Here is a 15,703-nt window from a genome sequence, read left to right as displayed (position 1 = left end):
CCGTCTCCACAGGTTTCATTCCGTCTGTTGGCGCAGGTTGATGTTCTGTTCGATCGCGGTCAGCGCGTCCAGCTTGTCGGCCAGCGCCTGATTCTCCTCACGCAGTCGCGATAGCTCGCCATGGTGACGTCCGGCCCGCTGGCTGAGAGCACGGCGACCCTCCAGCTCGTTAAGCCAGTAGCGCATCAGCGGCTGCAATTCGCTGGGGGCCATGCTGAGGTCGGCCTTGTACAATTCGGAGGCCTGGTTCCACTGCGCCTCGCTGCCCCAGGCAAGCACCACGGCACGGCCAAGGCGTTGTTCCGGCGCGTGTCCCTCCAGCAGGGCCAGCATGGTATTGCGCCACTCGCGGTCTCCCCGCTGGGAGGCAAGCCCAAAGGCGACCCAGTCCGTCAGCATGCACTCTGACTCAGCGAAGCTGGGAATATCGGCATGGCATGCGCTCAGGTCGAGCGTTTCGACCTTGGGTGCGGTCACGCCACCAGGCTCGATAGGCAGGTACTCACAGCCGCTGAGCAGCGCCAACAGGGCGACAACAGCAGCGGGGCCGGCGGCGCGATATCGCGAGCGCCGGGGTGTCAGGGTCACACCCCTAGAGGTCATAGCGTCAGGTTCCTTGCGTGCTGGCCCGTCAATGCGGGCCTTGTATCGTTATAGGGGTCGCTACCGCGACCCTGTGGCGGCGCCACGGGCAGACTCAGGCGAAAGCACACCGGCCAGTCTGGATCGTCGACCAGTTCGAGCCGGCCATTTTGCAGCCGTGCGCAGTCTGCCGCCACCGACAGGCCAATCCCGGAGCCCTTGAGGGCGCCCTTGCGGCGAGCCCGGCCCTGATAGAAGGCCTCGAACAGATGCTCGCGATCCTGCTCTGCGATCGGATCGCCGGTATTGGCCACCTCAAGTTCCAGGCGGTCCTGGCGGGTCCGAGCACGAATAAGCAGCTTGCCGCCGTCTTCTCCATATGCCACCGCATTGGATACCAGGTTATCCAGCAGTCTGGCGGTGGCCTGGTGATCGGCGTTCCACTGCAGCGGACCGGAAAACACCTCGACCTGCATGTCCTTCGATTGCAGGCTGAGCCTGTGCTTGGCCAGCACCTCTCGCGCCACGGTCGCTATGTCGATGCGCTCGATGGAGGCACTGCGGTGATGCTGCAGCAAATTATAGTCCAGCAGCTGCTCGATCAGCCGTTGAAGCTCGGCGCCACTGGCGTCGATCAACTCCAGCACTTCTCGCTGACGTGGGCTGAGCTCACCTGCCACCCCATCAGACAGCAGGGCGGAGCCCTCTCGCACACTGGCCAGCGGCGTCTTCAACTCGTGGGACATATGCCGCAGGAACTGCTGCTTCTGCGCTTCGAGCTCTTCAAGGCGGTGGGTCAGCCAGTCCAGACGCTCACCCAGGGCGACCAGCTCCGCGGGACCCTGAACGCGACCAGCGAGACGATCCTGATGACCACTGCCGATGCCGAGAATACGCCGCTCCAACTGACGCACCGGGCGAATGATCAGCCGCGTGAACAGCAGCATCAACAGCAGGCTGGATGACACCAGCGCCCCCGTCTGCCACCACAGCCGCTGCTGCACCTGCTCGGCCCTTTCGCGTATGGCATCCAGGCGCTGATCGATGCGCAGGTTGGTGGCCTGGCGCATGCCTTCGACGTGTCGGGAAAAGGGGACAAAGGTGTCCAGCGAACCGATGAAGGCGTCCTGCTCCTTCTCGGGCAGGGTCGCCAGCTGATTCAACAGCCGTTCCAGTGCCAGGATGTCGGGATCCTCAGGCAGCAGCAGGCGCTGGCGCGCCAGCAACTGGCGGAATTCCGCCACCCTCTCGGCGTAGATGTCGAGCAGACTCTCTTCCTGAACCACGGCGTACTGGCGCGCCCCACGCTCCATCTCCACCGCCAGGGAGCCCAAGGTGCGGGCACGCCGTGTCTCCGACACCGCTTGACGAGCGCTGACTTCGGCCAGGCGCGACAATTCGGACAGCGCCTGACCTGCCTGGTACATCAGTACACCAAGCGGCAGCATCACCACCACAAAGGCCAGCAATACCAGTTGCAACAACGAACGGGGGCGCCAACGGCGCGTAGCGGCAGTGGTCATGACCAGAGTTCTGTGAAGGAAGGTGAATGAAGCGTCCATCAATCCATCCAGAAGGATACCAGAGTTAGGCCACTCGCCCCGCGTCAACCTCTCATTCGGCATCGCTTGCGAAAAAAAAGGGGCCGGCTGAGCCGGCCCGAATACGCAGGGAACTGAAGGGTCGAAAAACAGATCAATCGATGGCCTGGTCCGCCCATTGAACGGTTTTCCGTTGGCCCGAAGGCCCGAAGCCAGAACACCGCCGTCGTCACCAGGGACCTGACGGTGTTCAGCGGATGGTCTCCCATCCCGCCTCGTTCTGGCCCCGTCGCCGCAGCGCCGGAGCAACATACTCCCCCGAAGGGGTCGGCATCCTTGCCAGAGCATCCTTGCTCTTCACGATACCTGTCCATGCCAACAAGGCCGGTACCGTCTCATCGCAACCTTGTGTTTCACATAGCGTGTCGCACATCACGCGGAGCAGACGCAGAGATCGACATAGACGCACAGGGCAGTGATTCTGTGCCAACCTCGGAGAATTAGACGGCTATCCGGCTAGTCCTCCCCGCTCGTTAAATACATAGCGAAAGCTGTGCCAAAAAACATAAAAGCCATTAATATCAACAAGATAAAAAATAAGAAACGTCACCAAACTGTGCTGTAAGCTCAATCAGCGTCGATCGACATGTCGCCCACGACCAAAAACGTCTCTGTTTGCCGACGCAATTTCAGGATTTTTTCAGAAAACCTGGAAAAACAAAAAGATGCGGCGTCTCCTATTGGAGACGCCGCGTCTTTTCTGAGACTCCCTACCAACAACAGGGCTTGTCGCTAGGGCGGATAAACCGGGCTGACAAACAGCGCTTGTCGGTGCCGACGGTCAATCTCCCCGCGAATGCACGCACGGCGATCATCGTGACCGGTCAGCTACTCACCCGGAGCTTGCCTAGGCTATAACCCCTTGCAGAGAACCTTGGACTGCCGCGCATGATTGTAGGCATCGCGCCTGAGCGGTGGGAGCTCGTCCAGCGCCGATGGCACGAAACCATGCTCCAGAAACCAGTGGGCCGTATGCGTCGTCAGTGCGAACAGACGCTGAATCCCCTGCCGCCGAGCCAGACGCTCGATCTCCGCCAGCAGGCGCTCCCCCCTGGCCCCACTGCGATAGTCAGGATGCACCGCCACGCAGGCCAGCTCGGCGACGCTTGCGTCAGTGAAACGGTGCAGTGCGGCGCAACCGATCACCATGCCATCCCGCTCGATGACCAGGTAGTCATCAATTTCATGCTCCAGTCGCTCGCGGGAACGTGGCACCAGCATACCGCGCTTCTCGAGGGGCTCCAGCAGCTCGAGCAACCCACCGATATCATCGATCTCGGCCGCTCGGAGCTGCTCATAGCGATGCTCGGTGATCATGGTGCCGACACCATCACGGGTGAACAGCTCGGCCAGCAATGCATCCGCATCACGCCAGGACAGCAGGTGGGTGCGCGCCACCCCATGGGTGGCCGCCTCGCAGGCGGCCTCCAGATGTCGCGAGCGCTCTTCCGCCGGATCAGCCTCGGCCAACAGCGGGCGCGCCTGGGCAGGGGTGAGCTGGCGTAACAGCTGCCCGCCCTCATCGCACAGGCCGTCGGACTGCCCCAGCAGGATCAGCTTGTCGGCCTTGAGCGCCACAGCGACCTGCTGGGCGACTTCTGCCGCATCCAGGTCAAACACTTCGCCGGTGCTGGAGAAGCCAAGCGGTGGCAACAACACCAGCGACTGCTGGTCGAGCAAGGCCCGCACCGCACCAGAGCGCACCCGGCGCACCTCGCCGGAGCGTTGAAAGTCGACACCGTCACGCACGCCCAGCGGCTTGGCCATGACCAGATTGCCGGACACGGTCGTCAGCTCGATGCCATGCAGCGGCGTATTGGGTAGCCCCAGCGACAGCCGTGCTTCCAGCCACAGACGCTGCTCGGCGGCGACACGCTCCACCCGAGCCATGATGGTGTCGTCGGCCACCCAACGTGCCTGGTGGCGCACCGGAACGATGCCCTCACTGTCGAGCACGGCGTGCACCTGGTGACGAATGCCAAAGACCACCACCAGCTTGACCCCCAGGGTATGCAGCAGTGCCAGATCCTGAATCAGGGACTCGCCTCGGCCGGCCGCCATCGCCTCCCCTTCGACCAGCACCACAAAGGTTCGGCCTCGGTGGGCATTGATGTAGGGGGATGAGTGGCGAAACCAGTCAACGAAGGAGAAAGAGGTAGTCAAGGACCGAACCTGCTGCAGCGGACGAGGGGAATGATGGAGTCATCACTATATCAGAGCCTGCTGGCGCTCCACACCTGCGCGCCCAGGGTCGCAAACGACGACGGCGCCCGCAGGCGCCGTCGATATCCAGGGCAGACACTGAGATCAGTTGAAGATGCCCTTGAACATGAAGAAGAACATGATGGCAAGACCCGCACCCGCCGGCAGCGTGATCAGCCAAGACATCACGATGGTGCCGATGACGCGCAGGTTGAGCGCGGCCAGACCGCGTGCCAGTCCCACACCAAGCACCGCACCTACCAGCGTATGGGTGGTCGAGATCGGCAGACCGGTGCCCGATGCCAGCACCACCGTGGTGGCGGCGGCCAGGGTCGCGGCGAAGCCACGGCTCGGCGTCAGTTCGGTGATGCCGGTCCCCACGGTGGCGATGACCTTGTGGCCATAGGTCACCAGGCCGACGACGATACCCCCGCCGCCGAGCACCAGCACCCACCAGGGCACAGCCGACGCCCCTTGAATGCTGCCGTGCTCATGCACCACGCTGATGACCGCCGCCAGCGGGCCCACGGCGTTGGCCACGTCGTTGGAGCCATGGGCAAACGCCATGGCACAGGCGGTAAAGATCATCAGTACGCCGAAGACTCGCTCGACCCCTTCAAAGCCGAAGGCATCGGTCTTGCGCTGGCTGCGATCGATGCTGCGCTCACGCCAGACACCCAGACCCGCCAGCGCCACACCAAAGGCCAAGGCAATCAGCAGGCTCTCGAAGGGCGCCAGGTGCAGACCCACATGCTTGAGGCCCTTGGTCAAGGTCACCATGGCGACGATGAAGCCGACCAGGAACACGTACATGGGCACGTAGCGCTTGGCCGCGACGAACGGATCGTCGGCCTCGAAGACCAGGCGCTGGACCGATTTGAACAGCATGAAGCCAATGGAACCCGCCAGCAGCGGGGACACGATCCAGCTGGCGGCGATCTGGCCGACCTTGCTCCAACCGACGGCCTCGATACCAAGGCCGGCCAGGGCAAAACCGACAATCGCGCCGACGATGGAGTGGGTGGTGGACACCGGCCAGCCCTTCATCGAGGCGATCAACAGCCAGGTCCCTGCCGCCAGCAGCGAAGCCAGCATGCCGTAGACCAGGAGTTGTGGGTCGTTTTCGAGCAGCGCCGGATTGATGATGCCTTTGCGGATCGTTTCCGTGACCTGGCCACCGGCCAGCCAGGCGCCGAGGAATTCGAAGATGACGGCGATAATGATCGCCTGTTTGATGGTGACCGCCCGAGACCCTACCGAGGTCCCCATGGCGTTGGCGACGTCATTGGCGCCGACACCCCAGGCCATGAAGAAACCAAACACGCAGGCCAGTAGGATGAAGATGTCACCGTGCTGGGCAATGATCGACATGGGAGAAGATCCCTTGATTGCTGACTGAGGAAACTCTGAATGACGTCAGGCCGCGTTGGCGCGGCCTGTCGGGGCGACGGTCTTCAATTCGCCGTCATGATCTGGAGGCGACTGCCGACCCGCTCGGCGCGGTCCGACACTTCACCGATCCATTCGATGATCTGATAGAGGAACATCACGTCAACCGGCGGCAGGTCCTTCTCGAGGACAAACAGCTGGCGGCGAATGGCGATCTGCTGCTCGTCGGCACGTTGTTCCAGCGCGTGCAGGTCACGAATCAGCTTCTGCATCAGCTCGGTCACGTTCTTGCCGAAGCCGGACTCGAGCAGGTCCTTGAGCTCTTCCAGGGCCTGGCGTGCCTGGGCGACACAGTCCACCGATGTGGCGATGTACTCGCGCATCGGCGTCGCCAGGGAGTCAGGCACCTGCATCTGACGCCCGAGCATGATGCCGGTGATATCGCGGGTTTTGTTGGCGATCTTGTCCTGCACGCTGACCAGATCGAGCAGGTCAGAGCGAGATACCGGCAAGAACAGGGTATTGGGCAAGTTGAGACGCAGCTCGGTCTTGAGCGAGTCGGCCTCATGCTCGAGTCGAGTGATCACTTCGCGGTGCGCGGCGGCAGCATCCCAGTCACCCTGCAGCGTTGCCTCGAAGAACGGCAACAGCTCAGCAGAGCAGTCGTGGGCCTTTTCGATGTGGGCCAGCAGCGGTTGAAACGGGGAGCGGCCAAACATCGCCGAAAACGGATTTGATGTCACCATAGGGAGTCACAGACACTGGAGAAATGGCGGCGACAGTATAGTGACCCCAAACTGTCACGTCATGGAAAAGTTACCGTCATCACCGCGTAACCTTGACCCGGTCCACATTCCCTTTGGCACGCCAGGACACCACTATGAGCCATGAAATCGAACTGAAGCTCGCCCTCGGACAGCATGGCCCCGACGCGCTGCGCCGCCACCCTCGCCTGGCCGGCGCCGACAGCCAGCGCAAGACGCTGATCAATACCTACTTCGACACCCCTGAAGATGACCTGAAAAAGGCACGCGTCGCCCTCCGGCTCAGAAAGATCGGCGACCAGTGGCTGCAGACCTTGAAAACCAGTGGCCAGGGCAGCTCCGGCTTGTCCACCCGTGGCGAGTGGGAGTGGCAGGTAGACGGCGACCAGCTGGACCTCGACGGTCTGCGTGACTTGCCGCCCTTTCAGGCGCTGGCCGATGACGTCGATATCGATGTGCTGCTGTCGCGCCTGAGGCCTCGCTTCACCACCAACTTCCAGCGCCAGCTGTGGTGGGTAGACAGCGATGGCAGCCAGATCGAAGTCGCCCTCGACGAGGGCTCCATCGAGGTGGGCGAGGCCTGCTGCGTCATTCGTGAGCTGGAGCTCGAACTCAAGCAGGGTGAGGCGTCGCGCCTGCTCGAACTGGCCGAGGGCTTCGCTGAAAGCGTGCCGCTGCGGCCTTCGGACTCGAGCAAGGCTGCACGCGGCACCGCCCTCACCCAAGGCTGGCAACTGCCCCCTGGCAGAGGACCACAGGATCGCCTGCACCAGGTGGTCGTTGCTCTGGATGCCTACGCAGATACCCAGCAGCAGCGCTGGCGCGAGGCCGCCTGCGAGGCGCTTGGACACCTAGCCGAGGACAGCGACAGTGCCGACATCAGCCGCGACGCTCACTGCTTGCGCGACGCGTTGCAGCAGGCACCGCAGGAGCAGGATTGGCTCACCTCGGAGATGGGAGCACTATTGTTGCGGTTGGGTCGCCGGCTACCCCAGAGCGTCGAGATGGAGTAACGTCAGTGGCGAGGTAGCGCGCTGTCTACGGCGCGACCACCCCAGGCCTGTATCCCGATCGATCAGGCCCTGTGTCGATCCAACTCTGTGTCGATCAGACCCTGTATCGAGCAGCCCTTGTATCGAACAGACCCTGGCCGACACAGATCATGATCAGGCTTATGTCTCTTACCACTGTCTCTCAGCCCTATCTATCAGCCCTATCTCCCACTACAGCGAAAGGAAAGCGCCCGTGATCAATGGCCATAAGCCGGCTGCCGAAGGCCTCAAGACTCGCGTGTTTCAGATCATCTTCGAGTCCGACACGCGCCTTGCCAAAGGCTTCGATATTGCCCTGATCACGGCCATTCTCCTCAGCGTGCTGGTAGTGGTGCTTGAGAGTGTGGATGGACTGCGCGCCGAGCATGGAGAGCTGTTTCGCTCGCTGGAATGGACCTTCACGATTCTCTTCACTATCGAGCTTGGACTGCGGCTCTACTGCCTGGAGCGCCCACTCAACTACTTGAAGAGCTTCTACGGCGCCGTTGACCTGATCGCGATCCTGCCAAGTTGGCTGGCGCTCCTGATTCCCGGCGCACAGTCGCTGATCGTGATTCGTCTGCTCAGAAGCCTGCGTATCTTCCGAGTACTGCGACTGATGGAGTTCGTCGGCGAAGGCAGGTTGCTGATCGATGCCCTGAAACGCAGCGGCCATCAGATCTTTCTGTTTCTGTTCACCGTGTTCATGCTGGTCACGATCTTCGCCTCCCTGATGTACTTGATAGAGCCCAGGGAAGCGGGCTTCACCAGTATCCCCGTCGCCATCTACTGGGCGGTGGTCACGCTGACCACCGTCGGCTATGGCGATATCTCTCCGGTCACACCGCTGGGCCAGGCGATCAGTGTGGTGGTCATGCTGATCGGCTACTCGATCATCGCGGTGCCCACCGGCGTGTTCTCCGCCGAGGTCATCCGTTCGATCCGATCAGACCGCTACTCGGACGAGGCCTGCCCTGGCTGCGGCCATGACCGTCATGAGCAGCGGGCCAAGTACTGCCTGATCTGTGGCACCTGGCTGGACGAGGAAACGCCGGACCCCAACGCCCCAGAGCCAGAACCTGAATCAGAGGGCGACGCGGGCGATGAACAAACGCCCAGCCCTGCTGACGACAAATAGACAGCTCGCACTCACCATGCCTCGGGGCAGGCTTCCCCGGGGCAACTCCGGCTCGCCTACTCGGTGAACGGCGCAACATCCCCACGGCCTTCACGCACGATGACGGGCGGCATCTCGCGCAGGTCGATGACGCTGGTGGGCTCGAGCGTGCAGGCCCCGGCATCGATGATCAGGTCGAGATGCGCACCGAAGCGGTCACGAATCTCTTCCGGATCGGTCATAGGCAGCGTCTCGTCCACGGGAATCAGGGTCACGCTCATCAAGGGTTCGCCCAGCCGCTCCAACAGCGCTCTCGATATCTCGTGGTCCGGCACCCGCACGCCGATCGAGCGGCGCTTGGGATGCAGCAACAGCCGGGGCACTTCCGTGGTGGCGTTGAGGATAAAGGTGTAAGCACCAGGCGTATGAGCCTTGAGCAAGCGGAAGACGGCATTGTCCACCTTGGCATACGTACCGATCTCGGACAGGTCCGAACACACCAGGGTGAAATTGTGCTTGTCATCCAACGAGCGCAGCCACTTGATCTTCTCGATGGCCTTCTTGTCACCCAGATGACAGCCCAGGGCATAGCCCGAATCCGTCGGATAGGCCACCACGCCCCCCTTGTGGATGATCTCCACCGCGCGATCGATCAAGCGCTTCTGGGGGTTGTCCGGGTGTATCTGAAAATACTGAGTCATGTCGCCTCCCTGGCGATGCAATAGAGCGTATGTAATGACAGCAGCGCATCAGGCATCCCGGGCATCCGCTGTCTTTCAGGCCTTGCTGTGAGCCTAGACCGAATTGCTCCGGACGGCGTCCTCGCTCGCGCCGCTCAGGCGGTCCACCGAGACAGCTGCGGATGGGTCCATACCGGCCGCACGGCGGTGCGCGGGACCGCCGTCATGGTACCTGGCGCCAGATGCCCCCCAGGAAAATGAAAATCGCTGCCGAGGGATCCATACATGTCGCGTTCCATCAGCTGTCGCGCCAGATCCCGCGTGACGTCTGGATTCTGGGAACCGCTGACCAGTTCGGCTGCCTGTCCGCCAGCCGCACAGAACTCATCCAGCAGCAGACCACGCTTGCGCCGGGTCAGCTTGTAGCGCAAGGGATGAGCCAGCACCGCAACGCCGCCACTATCGAGGATCCATTCGACGATTTCCGACAGATACGGCCAATGCGATTTCACGTCACCTATCTTGCCGTTGCCCAGATACTTGCCAAACGCGGTCGGCAGATCGGCCACCAGTCCCTCGGCGACCATGACATGGGCAAAGTCCGGGCGATTGAGCGGACGATCACTGCCGGCCCAGGCACGCGCCTTGGCCAGCCCGTCGCTCAGCCCGATGCGCTCCAGCCGCTTGGCGATAGTGTCGGCGCGTTTTTCCCGCGCCAGCGCCTGCCCGGCCAGACCGCTTTCGAGCAGGGGACCGGCGCCACCAGGCAGCAAGCCCACCACATGGATATTGATCCCCCGCCACTGGCAGGAAAGCTCCGTGGCCGGCAGCAGTGACATGCCCAAGTCGCGGGCACGCTGGCCCGCCTCATCCACCCCAGCCAGGGTGTCATGATCGGTGAGAGCGACGTGGCTCAGCCCTTTCTGATGGCAAAGGTCCATCAGCGCAGTGGGTGCGAGAGCGCCATCCGAGGCCGTGGAATGCATGTGGAGGTCAACGGCGAGGGGCGCGCCTTCGAAGGTATCAACCAGCGCAGCGCGGCTGTCCAGCGCCGGCGTATCAGCAAGCGCAGGGGTATCAAAAAGGGAAGGCATGGGACAGGAAACTGGCTCCTCGACATGACGCCGGGCGGCGACTTTGACAGAATATGCCGTCCATGGTGCGCGTGGCGCCCGCCACGGTCAATGCTGACGCCCTGAACGCCAGCCTGTGCTGCCGCTCCGGTGACCGGTTCAACGGGCATTTACCTGTCCGCGCCGACGCCATCCGGTGATGCCAGTTAGCCTGCCCCAGCTGTCACGCTCGGGCCCTAATCGAGGAAGATGCGATGCTCTACGCTATCATCAGTGAAGATGTGGATAACAGCCTGGAACGGCGCCTGGCCGCGCGACCGGACCATCTGGCCCGCCTTGAAGCGCTGCGTGACGAAGGACGACTGGTGTTGGCTGGCCCGCACCCCGCCGTCGACAGCGACAACCCTGGAGATGCCGGATTCAGCGGCAGTCTGGTCGTGGCCGAATTTGCCGACCTGGCCACCGCCCAGGCCTGGGCGGACGCCGATCCCTACGTGATCGCGGGCGTCTACGCCAACGTCAGCGTCAAGCCTTTCAAGAAGGTCCTGCCCTGAACCAGGCACGCGCGACCCCGACACGTCGGTCGGGGCGCCATCACCCCTGAATCCAACGCAGCACCCTGTCAGCCAGCGAGCCAATGTGTCAGGCGTTCCGCTCCCCAGAACCTGGGGCCCCTCGCTGCGACGGCGCAGACGCCATTATCCACAGCAGCTTGTTCACAGAGACTGTGGAAAAGTCTGTTGAAACGCCGCGGACGCATTGCTGCAGCCCTGCTGTCACGCTTATGACAGCAAGATGATCATTTCTTGACCAGCTCTCATCCGCAGGAACCGATAGCCGTGACCCACGCTCCCGACGGCCTTCCCGCCCTGACCTCCGCAACGCCGGCCGAGCTTGAATGGCGTGAGGAAAGCAGCGGCCTGAGCCCGCACTCACGCGTCTTCGACGACGTCTACTTCTCCCGCCATGACGGTCGCGCTGAGACCGAGCACGTGTTCATTCACGCCAATCACCTGCCCCAGCGATTCCGGGAATGGACTCTGGAGCGGCCCTTCGTGATCGGCGAGACAGGCTTCGGTACGGGTTTGAATATGCTGTGTGCCTGGCAAGCCTTTGACCAGCATGCCCCCGCCGGTGCCCGCCTTCACCTGGTGTCCACTGAGCGCTACCCCATGTCCGCCGCTGACCTTGCCCAAGCGCTGGCGGGGTGGCCAGACCTGGCGGATCGCGCCGCCGCGCTCATCGAGGCCTGGCCTGAACCGGTCATCGGCGTTCACCGATTGACGCTGTCCCCGCGGGTGACTCTGGACCTGCACATCGGGGACAGTAGCGAGCGCCTGGCATTGCTGGATGGCCGAGTGGATGCCTGGTTTCTGGATGGCTTCGCCCCGGCCAAGAACCCTGACATGTGGCAACCCGCGCTGTTTGAGCAGATGGCGGCGCGCTCGCGCCCCGGCGCGACGTTTGCCACCTTCACCTGCGCGGGTATCGTCAAACGTGGCCTCAAGGCAGCGGGCTTTCAGTGGCGCAAGGTCCCAGGCCATGGACGTAAACGAGAGATGCTGGCCGGCGAGATCGACACGCCCCCAGCCGACAAGCGGCGTCAGGCCACCCCCTGGTATAGCCCACCGCCAGCTCTGCCCCATCGCCGGGTGGCCATCATCGGCGCCGGGATCGCCGGCTGTGCCACCGCCGAGGCGCTGGCTCGCCGTGGTATCGCGGTCACCTTGATCGACAGCACTGCGCCCGGGGCCGGGGCGTCGGGCAACGAACAGGGCGCCCTCTACGTCAAGCTGGCGGCCGACACCAACCACCAGAGCAGGGTCTACCTGGCTGGTCTGCTCTATAGCCAGCGCTGGCTGGCTCGGCTCGACGGCGAGGGTCAGCTGTGGTCACCCTGTGGCGTGCTGCAGCTGGCTCATGGGGACCGCGAGGCTCGTCGTCAGCGGCGCTTCCTCGAGCATCACCCGCTGCCGCACTCGGTGGTGCATTCGATCGATGCCGCGCAGGCATCACAACTGGCAGGAGTGCCTGTGACAGCGGGTGGGCTCTGTTATCCCGGAGCGGGCTGGGTCAAGCCACGCGCCCTGTGCGAGTTTCTGGTCGCGCGTCCTGGCGTGAACTTCGTGAAGGCCCAGATCCATGACCTGAAGGCCTCAGACCAGGGCTGGCGTCTGCTGGGCACCGCAGCGGATGGCAGTCAGGTGGCAGTTGACGCAGACCAGGTCGTCATCGCCACTGCCCACCAGGCGAACCAGTTCGAGTATACCCAGGGGCTGCCGCTGCAGCCGGTCAGAGGCCAGGTCAGTCGCTGGCGACTGCCCCCTGACGCGCCGGCGCCGCAGCGGGTCGTCTGCGCAGGCGGCTATGTGGCTCCGCCCCTGGAGGGCGTACTGACCTTTGGCGCCACCTTCGTCCCCGGCCGCAGCGATGCCGACACGCTGCCAGAGGATCATGCGGCCAATCTAAGAGAACTCGACCAGACCTTGCCTGGCTACACCGACCGGCTGCGTGCACAGGGAATCACGCTAAGTACCGTGTCTCTCGACGGCAGAGGTGGCGTACGTTGCGCCAGCCCTGACAAGAGCCCCTACGCAGGCCCGCTGCCCGACCAGCAGGCCTGGGTCGAGGACTATGCGGTACTGGAAAAGGACGCCACCCGAGTGCCTGATACACCAGGTCGTCACCATCGGGGGCTCTGGATCAGCGCCGCCCACGGCTCCCGTGGCCTGGCCAGCGCGCCACTGTGCGCTGAGGTGCTGGCATCACGCATCTGCGACGAACCGCTGCCACTAGAAGCGCCACTGGCCGACCATCTGCACCCCGGGCGCAGGGTGATCAGAGACATCATTCAAGGCAAGCGTCGCCACTGATACCCACCCTTGCTTCACTGGGGGATCGGCAGCGAAGGGGCGCTAGACGTGAGTCGAGCGTCCATTCGCTGTTTAGATATCGCCTTCTTCCTCGTCGTCAGCCAGATCCCTGCCAAAGGCACGCCACTGGGCCAGTGTCAGCACTTCGGTACTCTCGGTCTCCAGGTCGTGGGCGATGATCAACTCTGAGCGCTCCAGCTGGGCCTTGAGTTGCTTGACCCAGCCGTGCATGCCTTCCCCTGTGTCTGTGGTGTCGTAGCCCTGACGAGTCACAAAGCTCTCGAGCAGTGCATCGAGGGTCTCGCCAGGCAGCATCCGATACGGTACTTCCACGAATCGACTCATGCGTCCTCCTTATCGCTAGCTTCCCATTGCGCTAGACGCTCGAGAAACGTGGCTTCATCGATGACCGGGACACCGGCTTGTTCGGCCTTGGCCAGCTTGCTACCCGCACCGGGACCAGCCACCAGGCAATGGGTCTTCTTCGAGACGCTACCCGAGACCTTGGCACCGAGCGCCTGCAGGCGCGCCTTGCCCTCATCCCGCGTCATGGTTTCCAGGGTGCCGGTCAACACCCAGGTCTGGCCTTCTAGCGGTGTTGCCTGCTCGCTGACGCTGATCTCGTCCCAGCGGACTCCAGCCGCCAGCAACGCCTTGATGGTATCGACGTTGTGCTCCTGGTCGAAAAAGGTGGCCACATGCTTCGCCACCACCGGCCCTACGTCCTCGACAGCTTCCAGGGCCTCCCCATCGGCCTGCATCAGGGCCTCCAGGCTGCCAAAGTGACTAGCCAGGTTGGCCGCCGTGGCTTCACCCACTTCGCGGATTCCTAGCGCATAGATGAACCGACCCAGCGTTGTATCTTTCGAGCGCTCGAGCGCCTTGACCAGATTGGTCGCGGACTTCTCCGCCATGCGAGGCAGCCCGGCAAGCTCCGGTGTCGTCAGCGAGAACAGGTCCGCCGGCGTCTTGACCATGTCACGATCCACCAGCGCCTCGATCAGCTTCACCCCAAGTCCATCGATATCCAGCGCGCGACGTGAGGCGAAGTGCTTGAGCGCTTCCTTGCGCTGGGCAGCGCAGTAAAGCCCGCCGGAGCAGCGAGCCACCGCCTCGCCCTCGATACGCTCGATCTCGGACTCACAGACCGGGCAATGCTGGGGAAAGGCGATGTCTTGGCCGTCGCCGTCGGCGGCAGCCTCGACCACCCGAACCACCTGAGGAATAACGTCACCTGCGCGCCGAATGGCGACACGATCACCGATGCGCACACCCAGGCGGGCGATCTCGTCCGCGTTGTGCAGGGTCGCATTGGACACCGTGACGCCTGCCACGCTGACAGGCTCCAGTCGCGCCACCGGAGTGATGGCGCCGGTTCGGCCGACCTGGAACTCGACATCCTTCAAGGTGGTGGTCTGCTCCTGGGCGGGAAACTTGAAGGCAATCGCCCAGCGTGGCGCGCGCGAGACGAACCCCAGCTCCCGCTGCAGGCGCAACTCATCCACCTTGATCACCACGCCATCGATGTCCACATCCAGGGAATCGCGGCGCTCGCCAAGGCGCCGGCAGTAGTCGATCACCCCCTCGGCGCCGGTGACCACCTCGAGGTCACGGCTGACCGGAAGCCCCACCGCTGCCAGAGAGTGCATCAGCTCACTGTGGGTCCTGGCGCCCTGATCCGGCTCCAGCCTGGCGACCTGATAAGCGCTGAATTCCAGGGGACGCTTGGCCGTCACTCTGGGATCGAGCTGACGCAGACTGCCGGCGGCGGCGTTGCGGGGATTGGCGAAGACCTTGCCATCCTGCTCCCGCGCCCTTTCGTTCATGGCTTCGAACTCCCGGTGGCGCATGACCACCTCGCCGCGCACCTCCATCAGGCTAGGCGCCTGGTCACCGCGCAAGCGCAGCGGAATCGACTTGAGGGTCTTGAGGTTGGACAGAATTCCCTCGCCGGTACGGCCATCTCCGCGGGTGGCACCGCTGACCAGCACACCCTGCTCGTACACCAGCGACACGGCGGCGCCATCCAGCTTCGGCTCGCAGACAAACGACAGCGCCTCAGGCGAGAGCTCCAGCCGTTCGGCCACGCGGTTCACGAAGGCGCGAAGCTCCTCATCGTCAAAGGCGTTGTCGAGGGACAGCATCGGCAGCGCATGGGTGACTTCAGGAAAACCATCGGCAGGCTTGGCGCCGACCCGCTGGGTCGGGGACTGCGGGCTGGCGAGGTCGGGGTGCGCCTGCTCGAGCTCGCTCAATCGACGCAATTTGCGGTCATACTCGATGTCCGGCAGACGCGGATCATCCAGCACGTAGTAGCGATAGTTGGCGTCATCGAGTTCGGTGCGCAGTTGCGCCACCTCGTCGCGAATCGAAGCGTCGGTGGTCATGTCA

At 63.3% G+C, this 15,703-nt stretch carries 13 protein-coding genes; 4 read left to right on the top strand and 9 right to left on the bottom strand.

Annotated elements, in window-relative coordinates; all coding sequences use genetic code 11:
• Positions 1-15: 15 nt before the first annotated feature.
• The 5 genes from KUV86_RS02095 to KUV86_RS02075 all read right to left on the bottom strand — a co-directional run bounded on the left by KUV86_RS02095 (position 16) and on the right by KUV86_RS02075 (position 6,520).
• Positions 16-603 carry a hypothetical protein gene (locus KUV86_RS02095; RefSeq protein ID WP_261397516.1) on the bottom strand — a complete coding sequence of 196 codons (588 nt, stop codon included), beginning with the start codon at positions 601-603 and terminating at the stop codon, positions 16-18.
• Positions 600-2,105, bottom strand: a complete 1,506-nt coding sequence (locus KUV86_RS02090; RefSeq protein ID WP_222483417.1) for a sensor histidine kinase — start codon at positions 2,103-2,105, stop codon at positions 600-602. Before KUV86_RS02090 ends, KUV86_RS02095 begins: the two co-directional genes overlap by 4 nt.
• A 930-nt stretch (positions 2,106-3,035) precedes the next feature.
• The gene (gene argA / locus KUV86_RS02085; RefSeq protein ID WP_206940132.1) at positions 3,036-4,346 is read right to left on the bottom strand and encodes an amino-acid N-acetyltransferase; all 1,311 of its coding nucleotides are present in this window, start codon (positions 4,344-4,346) and stop codon (positions 3,036-3,038) included.
• A 144-nt stretch (positions 4,347-4,490) separates the two neighbouring features.
• Positions 4,491-5,756 carry an inorganic phosphate transporter gene (locus KUV86_RS02080; RefSeq protein ID WP_206940134.1) on the bottom strand — a complete coding sequence of 422 codons (1,266 nt, stop codon included), beginning with the start codon at positions 5,754-5,756 and terminating at the stop codon, positions 4,491-4,493.
• An 83-nt stretch (positions 5,757-5,839) separates the two neighbouring features.
• Positions 5,840-6,520: a TIGR00153 family protein gene (locus KUV86_RS02075; RefSeq protein ID WP_206940136.1), complete on the bottom strand. Its 681-nt coding sequence runs from the start codon at positions 6,518-6,520 to the stop codon at positions 5,840-5,842.
• A 134-nt stretch (positions 6,521-6,654) separates the two neighbouring features.
• Here KUV86_RS02075 and KUV86_RS02070 point away from each other — a divergent pair, with 134 nt between their 5' ends.
• The gene (locus KUV86_RS02070) at positions 6,655-7,551 is read left to right on the top strand and encodes an inorganic triphosphatase (protein WP_222483416.1); all 897 of its coding nucleotides are present in this window, start codon (positions 6,655-6,657) and stop codon (positions 7,549-7,551) included.
• A gap of 235 nt (positions 7,552-7,786) precedes the next feature.
• Positions 7,787-8,707, top strand: a complete 921-nt coding sequence (locus KUV86_RS02065) for an ion transporter (RefSeq protein WP_222161659.1) — start codon at positions 7,787-7,789, stop codon at positions 8,705-8,707.
• Between the two features lie 56 nt (positions 8,708-8,763).
• Here the strand turns inward: KUV86_RS02065 and KUV86_RS02060 are convergent, their stop codons facing one another.
• Entirely contained in the window at positions 8,764-9,387 is a 624-nt protein-coding gene (locus KUV86_RS02060) for an L-threonylcarbamoyladenylate synthase (protein ID WP_206940141.1), read from the bottom strand.
• A gap of 134 nt (positions 9,388-9,521) precedes the next feature.
• Positions 9,522-10,460, bottom strand: coding sequence for a PHP domain-containing protein (locus tag KUV86_RS02055; protein WP_222161609.1), 939 nt, complete (start codon positions 10,458-10,460; stop codon positions 9,522-9,524).
• 233 nt (positions 10,461-10,693) lie between these two features.
• Between KUV86_RS02055 and KUV86_RS02050 the strand changes: the two genes are divergently transcribed.
• Both KUV86_RS02050 and mnmC read left to right on the top strand, forming a co-directional pair.
• Positions 10,694-10,993 carry a YciI family protein gene (locus tag KUV86_RS02050; RefSeq protein ID WP_206940143.1) on the top strand — a complete coding sequence of 100 codons (300 nt, stop codon included), beginning with the start codon at positions 10,694-10,696 and terminating at the stop codon, positions 10,991-10,993.
• Positions 10,994-11,278: 285 nt separating this feature from the next.
• Complete coding sequence (gene mnmC, locus KUV86_RS02045) at positions 11,279-13,312, top strand: bifunctional tRNA (5-methylaminomethyl-2-thiouridine)(34)-methyltransferase MnmD/FAD-dependent 5-carboxymethylaminomethyl-2-thiouridine(34) oxidoreductase MnmC (RefSeq protein WP_222483415.1); 2,034 nt, start codon at positions 11,279-11,281, stop codon at positions 13,310-13,312.
• 72 nt (positions 13,313-13,384) lie between these two features.
• On the opposite strand, the gene KUV86_RS02040 is transcribed toward mnmC, so the two are convergent.
• Positions 13,385-13,657 (bottom strand): YheU family protein, encoded by a 273-nt coding sequence (locus KUV86_RS02040; RefSeq protein WP_222237084.1) that lies wholly within the window; start codon positions 13,655-13,657, stop codon positions 13,385-13,387.
• A complete protein-coding gene (gene ligA, locus KUV86_RS02035; RefSeq protein ID WP_222483414.1) occupies positions 13,654-15,699 on the bottom strand; it encodes an NAD-dependent DNA ligase LigA in 2,046 nt (681 codons plus the stop codon). Before ligA ends, KUV86_RS02040 begins: the two co-directional genes overlap by 4 nt.
• Between the last annotated feature and the right edge of the window lie 4 nt (positions 15,700-15,703).

It is taken from the genome of Halomonas sp. DP8Y7-3 (genome assembly GCF_019801675.1).
In the GTDB taxonomy this organism is placed as follows: Bacteria; Pseudomonadota; Gammaproteobacteria; order Pseudomonadales; family Halomonadaceae; genus Halomonas; species Halomonas litopenaei_A.
Note: the sequence above shows the minus strand (reverse complement) of the source record. Positions and strands in the feature narration are given on the sequence as shown.

Bases quoted from the DNA above. Each gene is read 5' to 3' on its own strand.
- KUV86_RS02040 (WP_222237084.1), bottom strand. From the start codon at position 13,657: ATGAGTCGATTCGTGGAAGTACCGTATCGGATGCTGCCTGGCGAGACC.
- KUV86_RS02055 (WP_222161609.1), bottom strand. From the start codon at position 10,460: ATGCCTTCCCTTTTTGATACCCCTGCGCTTGCTGATACGCCGGCGCTG.
- KUV86_RS02095 (WP_261397516.1), bottom strand. From the start codon at position 603: ATGACCTCTAGGGGTGTGACCCTGACACCCCGGCGCTCGCGATATCGC.
- KUV86_RS02050 (WP_206940143.1), top strand. From the start codon at position 10,694: ATGCTCTACGCTATCATCAGTGAAGATGTGGATAACAGCCTGGAACGG.
- KUV86_RS02075 (WP_206940136.1), bottom strand. From the start codon at position 6,520: ATGGTGACATCAAATCCGTTTTCGGCGATGTTTGGCCGCTCCCCGTTT.
- KUV86_RS02080 (WP_206940134.1), bottom strand. From the start codon at position 5,756: ATGTCGATCATTGCCCAGCACGGTGACATCTTCATCCTACTGGCCTGC.
- KUV86_RS02090 (WP_222483417.1), bottom strand. From the start codon at position 2,105: ATGACCACTGCCGCTACGCGCCGTTGGCGCCCCCGTTCGTTGTTGCAA.
- KUV86_RS02070 (WP_222483416.1), top strand. From the start codon at position 6,655: ATGAGCCATGAAATCGAACTGAAGCTCGCCCTCGGACAGCATGGCCCC.
- KUV86_RS02060 (WP_206940141.1), bottom strand. From the start codon at position 9,387: ATGACTCAGTATTTTCAGATACACCCGGACAACCCCCAGAAGCGCTTG.
- ligA (WP_222483414.1), bottom strand. From the start codon at position 15,699: ATGACCACCGACGCTTCGATTCGCGACGAGGTGGCGCAACTGCGCACC.